Below are 12,663 nucleotides of genomic sequence, written 5' to 3'. Positions count from 1 at the left end.
GCATGATTTGGACAAAACGGACTGGAGCGGAGAATCGATCGTCATACTTGATTTCGGTTCGCAGTATACTCAGCTGATCGCAAGGAAGATCCGGTCTGAGAATGTCTTTTCGAGGATTCTGCCGAACTCGGCGACGATTGATGAGATCAGGTCGGAAAAACCGGCGGGAATAATCCTGTCGGGGGGGCCTGCCAACGTTGCCGACAAAGACGCTCCAGGACTGAAAGCTGATATTTATTCTCTCAATATCCCCGTCCTTGGCGTCTGTTACGGGATGCAGCTGATATCGCTCGAGAGAGGCGCTGTCGTTGAAAAATCGGATCACAGGGAATTCGGGCCTGTCGTCATAGATGTCCGAGCCGGGTCAAGCCTTTTTCAGGGGACGCCTGAAAGCCAGAAGGTATGGATGAGCCACGGCGTAAGGGTAAATACGCTTCCGGAGGGTTTTTCCCCGACTGCTTCATCAGAAGGATGCCCGATCGCCGCGATGGAGGATGAATCGGGGATGATATTCGGGCTTCAGTTCCATCCGGAAGTCTATCATACCGATTTCGGACAGGAGATCATAAGGAACTTTCTTTTCAGGATATGCCATTGTTCCCCGAACTGGGGCTCTGAATCATATGTCGACTACGAGATAACGAAAATCCGTGAAAAAGTCGGCGATTCGAGAGTGCTTTGCGCGGTAAGCGGTGGCGTCGACAGTTCGGTCATGGCAGCCCTCGTCGACAGGGCGATAGGCAGGCAGCTTTGCCCGGTCTTTGTAGACAACGGTCTGCTGAGGGACAGGGAAGCCGAGGAAGTTCAGAAACTGCTCTCAGGATACCTGACGGCGGACCTTGTCTTCGTCGATGCCTCTGACGAATTTTTAAGCAGGCTGGAAGGAATAACTGACGCTGAGAAAAAAAGGAAGATCATCGGCAACTGCTTTATCGATATCTTCGACCAGCAGAGTAAAATACACGGCCCATTCAAATTCCTTGCCCAGGGCACTTTATATCCCGATGTGATCGAGAGTCGTTCGACCGTGGGTCCATCCGAGACGATCAAGTCGCACCATAATGTCGGAGGGTTGCCGGATGATATGGAGTTTGAACTGATAGAACCGCTTTCGATGCTTTTCAAAGACGAGGTAAGGGAAGTGGGAAGATACCTTGGGCTTCCTGACGGCCAGATCAAGAGGCATCCCTTTCCCGGCCCGGGACTGGCAGTGAGGATTCCCGGCGAGATCAGGAGAGAAGATCTCGCGACCCTTCGGCAGGTCGACAGGATATTCATTGACGGTCTGAAGCGAGATGGCCTGTACGATGAGGTCTGGCAGGCTTTCGCGGTATTTCTTCCGGTAAAGAGCGTCGGCGTCATGGGGGATGAAAGGACTTACCAGAATGCCGTCGCTTTAAGAGCCGTCACGAGCACGGACGGAATGACTGCGGACTGGGCAAAGTTGCCGCATGAATTTCTGCAGAGCGTCTCGAACGAGATAATCAACAAGGTAGACGGCGTAAACAGGGTCGTATACGATATAAGTTCAAAACCTCCAAGTACTATTGAATGGGAGTGATACCTGAACAGATCGCAAAATGCGACTGCCTTGAACAGTTTGATTGCGAGACCCGCATACAGACCAGCATAACATCCTGATTCAGGATGATGATTCCACCACCTATTCTCCACTGGATAAATAACTTAAGCGATATTCAATGATTGGCCTGCGACTTGCTTGTACCGGCTTTGGGTTTGTGGAATTACATTCTCGCCGGATAGACAACGAGAGGTCAACAGTATGTTTATAGACGGATTCGCCGGTTTTATGCCCAAAAGTCATCTTAAAAAAGCACTTGCATATCTGAACAAGGGTGAATACAAAAAGGCCTGCAGGGAATTCGAAAGCCATCTCTCAAGAAAAGACGGCGAGGTCGGAGGTAAAGACCAGGAACTTCTCAGGATGTATATCGTCGAAGCGTACATGGAGTATTCGATCGAACTGGAAAAAGATGGAAAGTTCAATGAATCGGCCAGGGAGCTGGAAAAAGCGATAGAGCTCCAGCCTCGGTACGCCGATGTCCATTACCGGCTTGGAATGATGTACGAGACGGGTGGAAACAGGATAAATGCCCGGGAAAGCATTAAAAGGGCTCTGGCGATAAACCCGAATTACTTCAAAGCCAGGATAATGCTCGCCAGGAGCTACTATTCGGATGGTAATTTCAACAGAACGATCGAACAGCTAAGAGAAAGCCTGTCCTCGGTACCGAATTTTTTCAAGTCCCATCTTAATACCCTGATTCTAAAAGTCAAGGCGGACGAGGAAGAGGACGAGATCCTGAACCTCTTTGACAGATTGCTTGAGGAAAGGCCGTCATCCTCGCAGATAAGCAAGCAGATCGCGCTGGAATCGATCCAGTCCGGCGATTACGAATCGGCTATGGCTGAGATGAAGAAGGCGCTCTCGCTTAATCCCGACTATCCCGACCTTCACAATCTCCTCGGCATCGCCTACGCGAACGCCGGGATGATAGATGACGCGATGATGGAATTCGAAACGGCGCTGAAGATCAACCCGGAATATTTAAAAGCCCGGATGAATATAGCTTTGACATTGTATGAAAAGGGTTCCGCGGAAGAAGCGATAAAACATCTGAAGTTGATCCTTAAAGCTGATCCGGCGAATGAACTGGCGATTAATCTTTACGACGAACTTCAGCCTGAACCGAGCAAGAGGTAGATCACAGTGGTGAAAGATTATTACAGGGTTTTGGAATCACAACCGACTTCGACTGACGATGAGATCAAGAAGAACTATTTCAGGCTGGCAAAGCTGTGCCATCCTGACGTAAATGATAACGATCCCGACAAGAAAAAGATCTTCCAGCTTATCAACGAAGCTTACTCAGTACTGAGCGACAAGAAAAAAAGAAGCGAATATAACGAGACCCTGCGAAAACAGAAGGTCAGTTCCAGCGATACTGCCGCGATCAAGGAAAAGGATCTGAAATCCGCGTCGCTCGCCTTTGTACAGGCAAAAGAAGCGATGAGAAGCGGAAATTACGAAAAAGCCACGCTTCTGCTGAAATCGGCCCTGAAATTCATCCCGGGCAATCCTTCATATCAGAGCTGGTATGGATTCTGCCTGGCGATGACGAATTCAAATCTTCATGAAGCGCGCGATTACTGCAAAAAAGCGATTCAGATGGAGTTCTATAACGCGGACTATCACGCCAACCTTGGATTCGTCTATTTTAAGGCGGGACTGAAAAACCAGGCTGTCAAGTATTTCAGGGATGCCCTGAAATGGGATCCGCAGAACCCCATAGCGAAGAAATTCCTTTCAAAACTGTCAGATTCCGGAGAAGTGGAGACTGGGCCGATCACCAAAGCTTTCTCTGCCTTTAAGAACATCTTCAGTCATTCCTGAGATCTCCTCGCCCGAGAGTAATGGAAATCCCGTTGTTTTGTATTGATTTTTTGCCATTTTACGGCTAGGGTCACGTCGTGAGGTGGTTGAATATGAGAAATACGTGTTTTATCTGCCAGGGTAGCGATAAGGACAGGGAATCGTTCGTATATCATGAAAACCCTACCAATTCCCGCGGTGAGGAGTTTTTTGTCTTTTTCTCCACTCCGGAGAGGGAATCGGAACAGGCGATCCAGAGGCTTTTCCGGCTTTCCCTTTCAAATTCAAGGCTGGGGGATCCTTCCCGATATTTTCAGAAGGTGATCGAGAGTTTCTCGGCTTCCGTCGATAACCTTGAGTTCAGCGAAGAATCTCTTTCCGGATCGTTGGTCGTCATCATGATTCGAAGAGGGCGTGAGGTCAGCCTTCTCTGCAGTAAAGCCACGGAGATACTTTATTATGATTCTGCCAGAAAGTTCGAGGGACCTGTAAAGACGTTGCCCGGATTGAAAGAAAGCGCCGTGGGTAAAGAGCGTTTTCAGGCAGAACTCTTCGAGAAAAGCGTCGATGATTATTTTCGCCTTTACAGGTTCAGGATCGCAAAAGGGAGACATACTCTCGTTTTTGCTCCGTCCCAGGAATTCATAGGGCAGAATATCGTGTCGATCAGAGACAACCTTTTTTTCCCCTCTGTAAAGTTCACTGACCCGGAGATCATTTCAACAGGTTCGGAAACGACCTTCCCCGTTATGCACTGGGATGGTGATGAAAGAGACCCGAAAACAACCGCGAAAGATTCAAGGAGTAGAAGCATGATCAGGAGCAAGGCACCTTATATTACGGGTGGGTTGGCAATAATAGTCGCAATACTTTTCATATTTAAACCGTTCGACAGGTATCGTACGTCGGACACATTGCGGGATGAACCGCTCCTGTCGGTCCAGGATGAAAATACTGTAGCTCCTGAAGAGGAAACAAATATTGCCGGGCCAGCAGGCAGCGAGACGCGTAATCAGGATGGAAGTGACAGTGTCGCGGATCAGCCCACGGTAAAGGATACTGGCCGGGTAATGCGCCCCGGGGAGTTCGTCGAATCCTGGAAAAGGAAATTCGACGCTCCAGTGACATCATCTCCATCGGTCGACGACGGGCAGATCGTATTCGGATGCAGGGACGCGTATATATATTCTTACGGAACAGACGGGACGTTAAGATGGAAATATAAAGCTGAGGAGGGTGTCGGCTCTTCACCGTTCTTCAGCGGCCCCCTGTGTATTGGGGCTGATTATACCGGCAACATATTTCGTCTCGACCGTTCGACAGGCGAGAGGCTATGGAATTATGATTCGCAGGAAAAGATAATTACGACACCGAGGATCACGGGCGGGACTGTCGTGCTAGGGACGATGGAAGGGAACCTTATCTCTCTTGACCTTGCGGGCGGCAAGCGCAACTGGATCGAAAAGCTGGGCAGCGGAATATGGGCGTCCCCGGCAGTATCGGAAGATTGCATCATAGCGGCGACTACTGACGGATCGCTTGTCAGGCTCAGTCAGGCGGGAAGGATCGAATGGAGGGTAAAACCGGGTGGAGGGATATATTCAAATCCCTTGATGGCTGTCGATAAGGACCTGGTGTTCTTCGGGTCTGACGACAAGTACGTCTATGCCTATTCCATCTCGAACGGCCACCTGATGTGGAGGTTCCCCGGTGGCAGCAAGATGCGCGGAAAACCAGAGACTGACGGGGTAAACCTTTATATAGGGTCGGAAGACGGAGTCTTCTACGCGATAACATACAACGGCCGGCTCGCCTGGAAGGCTGATCTGGGAGGGGCAGTAAGATCGAAGCCTCTGATAATGGATGATATGATCATTGTAACAGTTTATAACTCAAAAGTATATGCGATTGATATCAAGACCGGCAGTCTCTTGGGCGAGTACAAGATCGAATCTCCTGTTTATTCCTCCCCGGCCACGGACGGCGACAGGATATTTTTCGGGTCAAATCAGGGATATCTGCATGCCGTCTCTGTCAAGGGAGAACTCTGATGACCATACGTCAGGATGGATGACAGCAGACAATTCCCGAAAAAACGGATTACTGATAAGTTTTCAGCGTGCTTGATTATGGCCGGAGAGTGTACTATGTTCCAGATTGACTGGAGGTTATTATATTGCTGAAAAATATTCTTAACAAGTTTGTAGGAGATCGCAAGACGCGTCTGATGAAAAGGCTCGAACCTGGTATAGCAGCCGTCAGGGAATGGGCTGAAAAATACTCCGATCTTCCAGACGAGAAGTTTCCGGAAAAAACCGGGGAATTCATAAAGAGGATTGCCGGGGGCGAGACGACTGACGAGTTAATGCCTGAGGCTTTCGGGCTGGTCTATGAAGCGTGCAGAAGGCATCTGGGCAAGAGTTGGAAGGTCGTTGGGCATGATATCACCTGGGAAATGGTCCCTTTTGACGTTCAGATAGGCGGAGCGATCGTCCTGCACGAGGGTTCGATATCGGAGATGGCGACAGGGGAAGGCAAAACCCTTGTCGCGGTCATGCCGCTCTACCTCAACGCTCTTGTGAAAAAAGGCGTTCACCTGGTCACGGTCAACGATTATCTGGCGAAAAGGGATTCCGAGTGGATGGGGGAGATATACAGGTTCCTCGGATTGACAGTCGGATGTCTTCAGAACGATATGCCGCCAGAGGAGAAGAAAGCTGTTTACAGTTGCGATATAATCTACGGTACCAACAACGAATTCGGCTTTGACTATCTCAGGGATAACATGAAGATGCAGAAGGAGCACCAGGTCCAGCTTTATCACTATTACGCGATAGTAGACGAGGTGGACAGCGTGCTGGTCGATGAGGCAAGGACGCCGCTGATCATATCGGGACCTGTCCAGGGCTCGTCAAAAAACGAGAATTTCGCTTTTCTAAGGAACAAGGTCGATAACCTGGTGCGCATGCAGAAGCGACTGGTAAATGATTTCATGAACGATCTGGAAAAAATCCAGGAAGATGTAGAAGGGGAGGAAGACGACGATATCGGAGTGAAGCTTCTGCTGGCCAGGAGGGGAGACCCGAAAAACAAGAAATTCATGAAACTGCGGAAAATACCAGGGTATGAAAAACTGATGCTCAGGGCAGAAGCGGATTTCATGAGAGAGAAGAGATTGCATGAGCTCGATGAGGAACTCTATTTCGTAATAGACGAGAAATCGAACACTATAGACCTTACCGACAAGGGTCGGGCTGTCCTTTCGGTAGAGGATCAGGAGTTGTTCGTCCTTCCCGATCTCAGCCTGATTATCAAGGAAATAGAATCTGACGAGTCGATCGATATAAAGGAACGTATCCGGAAAAAGGATCTTGCCTACAGGAGTTATGCTCAAAAAAGCGAGATACTTCACAGTTTTTCGCAGTTATTCAAAGCCTACACCCTCTTCGAAAAAGATGTCGAGTACGTCGTTCAGGACGGACGGGTGTTGATCGTCGATGAATTCACAGGCAGATTGATGCCGGGCAGAAGATTCAGCGACGGACTTCACCAGGCCCTGGAAGCGAAGGAGAAGGTCAGGATCGAGGGGGAGACGCAGACATTCGCGACTATAACCCTTCAGAACTATTTCAGGATGTACGAGAAACTCGCCGGAATGACTGGTACGGCCGAAACAGAGGAAGAGGAGTTCCACAAGATATATAAACTTGACGTCAATGTCATACCGACAAACAAGCCTGTTCGCAGAATTGATTACGATGACGTCATATTCCGGACAAAAAGAGAGAAATACAAAGCTATTCTTGAGGAAATAAAAAGATTCAATGAAAAGGGGCTCCCCGTACTTGTAGGAACGGTAACCGTGGAAGTCTCTGAGACGCTGAGCAGGATGCTTAAAAGAGAAGGCATCGCGCATAACGTGCTGAACGCGAAACAGCATCAGAGTGAAGCCGAGATCGTGTCGTTGGCCGGGAAAAAAGGAGCTGTCACTATAGCCACCAACATGGCTGGAAGAGGAACCGATATAAAGCTCGACAGGGAGATTGTCCAATGCGAGAGATGCTGCATTCTCTGTGAGACTCCCAGCGCCTGCGATGAATGTCCGAATACGGGCAAAAAAACTGATTGCGCCGAGGATGTGCCCTGCGGCCTGCAAATAATAGGGACAGAGAGGCACGAATCGAGACGCATAGACCGTCAGCTCAGAGGACGCGCCGGAAGGCAGGGAGATCCTGGATCTTCAAGGTTCTTCACATCCCTGGAAGACGATCTTATGAGGCTTTTCGGTTCTGAACGGATATCGACGGTGATGGACAAGCTCGGGATCGAAGAGGGAGAGGTCATAACTCACCCCTTTATAACGCGGGCGATAGAGAAATCGCAGAAACGCGTCGAAATGTACAACTTCGGGATCCGAAAGAGACTTCTCGAGTATGACGACGTGATGAACAAGCAGCGCGAGGTCATATACGGCAGAAGAAACGAGATGCTAGAAGTCGAAGATATAGATGAAATGGTGAAGAACCTTGTGGAAAGCGTCATAGGATATATCGCCGAGAGATTCCTTCCCGAAAATCTCAGCCCTGAAGAATGGGATATTTCCGGCGCCACGGCTGATCTTGAAAATACGTTTCTTGTGCCGTTCGAGGTGGAATCGCTTTCGGAAAATTCGATCAAGGACCAGCAGGTCTTGCTCGATCATCTGCGTGACACGGCGATAGCCGCTTATGAGATCAGGAAATCTGCGATACCTGCCGAGATCCTCGGTCAGCTGGGCCGATTGATCATGCTTCAGAGTATAGATGAGAAATGGATGGATCACCTTCGCGAACTGGACAACCTCAAGGAAGGGATCCATTTCAGGTCGTACGCCCAGAAGGATCCCCTTGTCGAATATAAACAGGAAGCATTCCAGTTATTCTCTGACATGCTGGACGATATCGACCGATCGATATTATGGGGACTTTTTCACGCCAGGTTTGACAGGGACCCGAGGAATGAAAGGAATAAAGTGGCAAGTTCCGGAGTGGCGATCCACCAGGTGACCGATGCCTACGGCAGCGCGAAGAGTAGCGCGGCTCCTGAAACCACTGGATCCAGGCAGGTTAAGGGCGGGCAGATCCCGCCGCCGCAGAAGATCGCGGAGCCTGTACAGCGCGATATGCCGAAAGTAGGAAGAAACGATCCGTGTCCCTGCGGTAGCGGGAAAAAGTATAAAAAGTGTTGCGGAAAGGAAGCTGTATAGGCATTATTCGTTTTTCAAAACGTAATGGATCTGGTACCGGGCAGGGAGAAGGATGAACAAGCGCATCAAGGAGATCATCGAATACATCATGGATTTTGAGTCCAGCGATTTGATTGATCCCGATGGAATGAACAACGAGCTCGAAAAGATGGGTTATTCAAGGGATGAGATCGATCAGGCGATTACAATTCTCGATTTCGGGATACTTGAAGAAGACTTCGGATCAGGATCGGCGCTGTACACGAAGAACAGGGTCCTTGGAGAGGGAGAAAAGATCCTTCTTTCAACGGATGCCCAGGGTTACCTGATAAAGCTGCAGATGGCAGGCTGGCTCAGTGAAGCACAGCTCAGCATAATCATAGAAAACGCGGGTATGGAATTCAGTCTTCCCGTGTCGGTCAATGAAATAAAAGAACTTGTGATGAGGTTCGCCCCTGAAGTGCCGGGAGAAATAGTAGAGGGCTCAGGCGATTCGTTGAAGAATCTTAATTGAATGGGAGATCATATTGGACCAGATACTCGTCATAGTCGAGTCGCCGGCCAAGGCAAAGACAATAAAAAAATACCTTGGCAAGGGATACAAGGTGAAAGCTTCCGTAGGCCATATCCGGGATCTGCCTAAAAAGGAACTTGGAATAGACCTCGATAAGGATTTTGAGCCGAAGTATGTCAATGACCGCAGCAAGAGCAAAATAATCAAGGAACTCAGGGACACTGCCGGTAAAAGTTCCGAGATCCTGCTGGCGACTGATATGGACCGTGAAGGAGAAGCGATAGCGTGGCATCTGAACGAAATACTTAAAAAGACCGGTGTGCCATCGAAAAGAATAATATTCAACGAGATAACGGCAAACGCTATCAAGGAAGCTGTTGAAAATCCGCGTGATCTGGATATGAACAAGGTGAACGCCCAGCAGGCGAGAAGGATCCTCGACAGGCTGGTCGGGTATCTCGTCAGTCCGGCGTTGTGGAAAGTCTTTTACCGCGGGTTGTCGGCGGGTAGAGTCCAGTCAGTCGGACTTCGCCTGCTTTGCGAGCGGGAAAACCTGATACGGGATTTCAAGCCACAGGAATACTGGACAGTCGATGGAGTCCTCAAGACGGCTGAAGGCGCGGAGTTTCCAGCCCGTCTCTTCAAGATCGATGGAAATACGCCAGAAATACCATCTGGTGAGATAGCTGAGCAGATACTCTCCGATATCAGGACCGGAAAGCTCTTCGTAGATAAAGTAGTCGAAAAGGATAAAAACAGGAATCCCCAGCCGCCGTTCATCACCAGCACTTTGCAGAGAGAGGCGGCAAGCCGTCTCGGATTCTCCGCGAAAAAAACGATGGTAGTGGCGCAACAGCTTTATGAGGGGCTGACGATCGGCGAAGAGGGTTCTGTCGGACTGATCAGTTATATGAGGACCGATTCGACCAGGATCAGTACCGACGCTTTTCAGCAGGGAAAGGCGTTCATAGAGGAAAAATACGGAAGCTCATTTGTCTTTCAAGGCAAAAGGGGATATAAAAAGCTGAAAGGGAGCCAGGACGCTCACGAAGCTATCAGGCCCACTGATTCGTTCAAGACTCCCGAAAATGTCGCGCCATATCTCGAAAAAGACCAGCTTGCGCTGTACAGTCTTATCTGGATGAGATTTCTCGCATCAATAGCCGCTCCGGCTGTTTACAGCACACGGGAAGCCGACATAAAATCGGGCGAGAGATATCTTCTCAGGGCAAACGGAAGAAAGATAAAATCGGAAGGATTCCTGGCGATCTTTCCCGACAGGAAAAAAGAGGAAGACTCGTGGATCCCCGACATGGAAAGCGGGGAGGAACTGTTCATCAAGGATTTCGACGGTACTCAAAAATTCACCGAGGCTCCAGCGAGATTTACCGAAGCTTCCCTTATAAAGGAACTCGAAGACAAGGGTATTGGAAGGCCGAGTACATACGCGAGCATTATCAGCATCATTCTGTCCCGGGATTACGCCGTAAGGGAGGGTAAGTCCCTGAAACCCACCGAACTCGGGGAAGTTGTCTGGCGGTCCCTTTCCGCGATCTTCAACGATATTTTCGAAATCGATTTCACCGCGAGGATGGAAGACGAACTCGACAAGGTCGAGGAATCACTGGACAAGTGGCAGGACGCGGTCAGATATTTCTACGAACCGCTTTCGGCCGATCTTGAACAATTCAAGGGTAAACAGGCTGAATATAAAAAGATGTTCCAGGAAGAAACTGAAGAGAAATGTGAAAAATGCGGTAAGAAACTGATAAGAAAATGGAGCCGTAACGGGATATTCCTGGCCTGTCCAGGATATCCGGAATGCAAGTTCGCGAAATCGGTAGAAGAGGAAGAAAAGCTCGATAAGCAGTGCCCGAAATGCGGCGGCGAACTTAAATACAAATCAGGGAGATTCGGAAGGTTTATCGCCTGTTCCAATTATCCGGAATGCAAATATACCGAAACAGTGACTCTCGGTATTCCGTGTCCGGAGGATGGATGCGATGGCAAGATCGCTGAAAAGAAGACCCGACGCGGAAAGGTATTCTACGGGTGTAGCAGATATCCTGATTGCAAATTCGCGAGCTGGGACAAACCGACCGACAAAAAATGTCCTGAATGCGGCGAAGCATTCCTTGTGCAGAAGACGTCAAAGAAAAAGGGAGAGTACCTCAAATGCCCCGCCTGCAAGAGCGAGGTCGACATCTGATGTACGACGCGACTGTCGTCGGCGGGGGTCTTGCTGGTTCTGAAGCCGCCCTCCAGCTGGCCGACAGGGGAATGAGAGTCCGTCTTCTGGAAATGCGGCCTGTGTCAAATACTCCCGCTCACAAAACGGCCTTTCTGGCCGAGCTGGTATGCTCCAATTCCCTTAAATCCGAATCGCCTCAGACTGCTTCCGGACTTTTGAAAAAAGAACTGGATATCCTCGGCTGCAGGCTTCTTGATCTGGCAAGAAAGAATATGATCCCTGCCGGGCACGCTCTGGCTGTCGACAGGGATGCGTTCGGTTCCAGCGTCACTTCCGCTATCGAAAATCACGAAAATATCGATATCATCCGTAAAGAACAAAAGAATCTTGATATCGAGGGGCCAGCGATAATCGCCACCGGACCGTTGACATCAAAAGACCTTTCCGATTCCATTATTGAAAGATATTCCAGTGAAACGCTGTTCTTCTACGACGCCATATCGATATCGGTCAATGTGGAGAGCATCGATCACTCGCGCGTCTTCAAAGCTTCAAGGTATGACAAGGGAACGGCTGATTACTGGAATGTCCCCTTCGAAAAGGAACAATACGATGAATTGATCAGGTTTCTCTCCGGCGCTTCTCTCGCGCCAGTACATGAATTTGAGGAAAAGAAATATTTCGACGCGTGTCTTCCGATAGAGGTACTGGCTGAAAGGGGAAAGGAGACCCTAAGGTACGGGCCTCTCAAGCCAAAGGGCCTGACAGATCCCCGCACCGGAAAGGAACCATACGCCGTCCTGCAACTGAGACAGGAGACTCATAGCGGTACAATGGCCGGGCTTGTCGGTTTTCAGACAAGAATGACGAGACAGGGCCAGAAAGAACTCATGAAAATAATACCAGGTCTGGAAAATGCGGAAATACTGCGCTGGGGATCGATCCACCGGAATACATATATCGATTCGCCCAGGCTGCTCGATAGCGTTCAGATGTCAAGACAGCACGACGGGATCTATTTTTCGGGCCAGATGACCGGCGTCGAAGGGTATGTCGAATCCATAGCTCACGGATTGCTTACGGCGAGGAATCTTTTCAACAGGAGCAGGGGTAAAAAAGAGGAGATCTTTCCACAAGAGACGATCCTCGGAGCTCTTCAGCGTCACCTGGCGAACGCGCCGGCTCCTTTCCAGCCGATGAACGCCAACTTCGGGATCCTTCCTCCGGTCCAGGGAAAGAGAACAGACAGGAAATCACTAAAATACGAAAGATCTCTCTCGGCGATCGCCGGATTTCTGGGTAAAGTGTGATTCCCGTAATATCTTGTAAGCATGATTATC

The 12,663-nt window shown here is 49.5% G+C and carries 8 protein-coding genes; all 8 read left to right on the top strand.

All coding sequences use genetic code 11. The annotated features are described in order from the left end of the window. The first annotated feature begins 7 nt into the window (after positions 1–7). On the top strand, positions 8–1,561 hold the full coding sequence (gene guaA / locus JW814_00240) for a glutamine-hydrolyzing GMP synthase (GenBank protein ID MBN2069858.1): 1,554 nt from the start codon (positions 8–10) through the stop codon (positions 1,559–1,561). A 222-nt stretch (positions 1,562–1,783) separates the two neighbouring features. Further along, the gene (locus JW814_00235; GenBank protein ID MBN2069857.1) at positions 1,784–2,725 is read left to right on the top strand and encodes a tetratricopeptide repeat protein; all 942 of its coding nucleotides are present in this window, start codon (positions 1,784–1,786) and stop codon (positions 2,723–2,725) included. 6 nt (positions 2,726–2,731) lie between these two features. Beyond that, complete coding sequence (locus tag JW814_00230; GenBank protein ID MBN2069856.1) at positions 2,732–3,415, top strand: DnaJ domain-containing protein; 684 nt, start codon at positions 2,732–2,734, stop codon at positions 3,413–3,415. Positions 3,416–3,507: 92 nt separating this feature from the next. Beyond that, positions 3,508–5,445: a PQQ-binding-like beta-propeller repeat protein gene (locus JW814_00225; GenBank protein ID MBN2069855.1), complete on the top strand. Its 1,938-nt coding sequence runs from the start codon at positions 3,508–3,510 to the stop codon at positions 5,443–5,445. Positions 5,446–5,570: 125 nt separating this feature from the next. Continuing rightward, positions 5,571–8,639 (top strand): preprotein translocase subunit SecA, encoded by a 3,069-nt coding sequence (gene secA, locus JW814_00220; protein MBN2069854.1) that lies wholly within the window; start codon positions 5,571–5,573, stop codon positions 8,637–8,639. A 52-nt stretch (positions 8,640–8,691) separates the two neighbouring features. Beyond that, positions 8,692–9,132, top strand: coding sequence for a DUF494 family protein (locus JW814_00215; GenBank protein ID MBN2069853.1), 441 nt, complete (start codon positions 8,692–8,694; stop codon positions 9,130–9,132). A 13-nt stretch (positions 9,133–9,145) separates the two neighbouring features. Next, positions 9,146–11,341 (top strand): type I DNA topoisomerase, encoded by a 2,196-nt coding sequence (topA, locus tag JW814_00210; protein ID MBN2069852.1) that lies wholly within the window; start codon positions 9,146–9,148, stop codon positions 11,339–11,341. Next, positions 11,341–12,633 (top strand): methylenetetrahydrofolate--tRNA-(uracil(54)-C(5))-methyltransferase (FADH(2)-oxidizing) TrmFO, encoded by a 1,293-nt coding sequence (gene trmFO / locus JW814_00205; protein MBN2069851.1) that lies wholly within the window; start codon positions 11,341–11,343, stop codon positions 12,631–12,633. Before topA ends, trmFO begins: the two co-directional genes overlap by 1 nt. Positions 12,634–12,663 lie beyond the last annotated feature (30 nt).

This window comes from Candidatus Krumholzibacteriota bacterium (assembly GCA_016932415.1).
Lineage (GTDB): Bacteria > Krumholzibacteriota > Krumholzibacteriia > Krumholzibacteriales > Krumholzibacteriaceae > Krumholzibacterium.
This window is presented reverse-complemented; position numbering and strand designations above follow the sequence as displayed.

Bases quoted from the DNA above. Each gene is read 5' to 3' on its own strand.
- JW814_00235 (MBN2069857.1), top strand. From the start codon at position 1,784: ATGTTTATAGACGGATTCGCCGGTTTTATGCCCAAAAGTCATCTTAAA.
- JW814_00225 (MBN2069855.1), top strand. From the start codon at position 3,508: ATGAGAAATACGTGTTTTATCTGCCAGGGTAGCGATAAGGACAGGGAA.
- JW814_00215 (MBN2069853.1), top strand. From the start codon at position 8,692: ATGAACAAGCGCATCAAGGAGATCATCGAATACATCATGGATTTTGAG.
- trmFO (MBN2069851.1), top strand. From the start codon at position 11,341: ATGTACGACGCGACTGTCGTCGGCGGGGGTCTTGCTGGTTCTGAAGCC.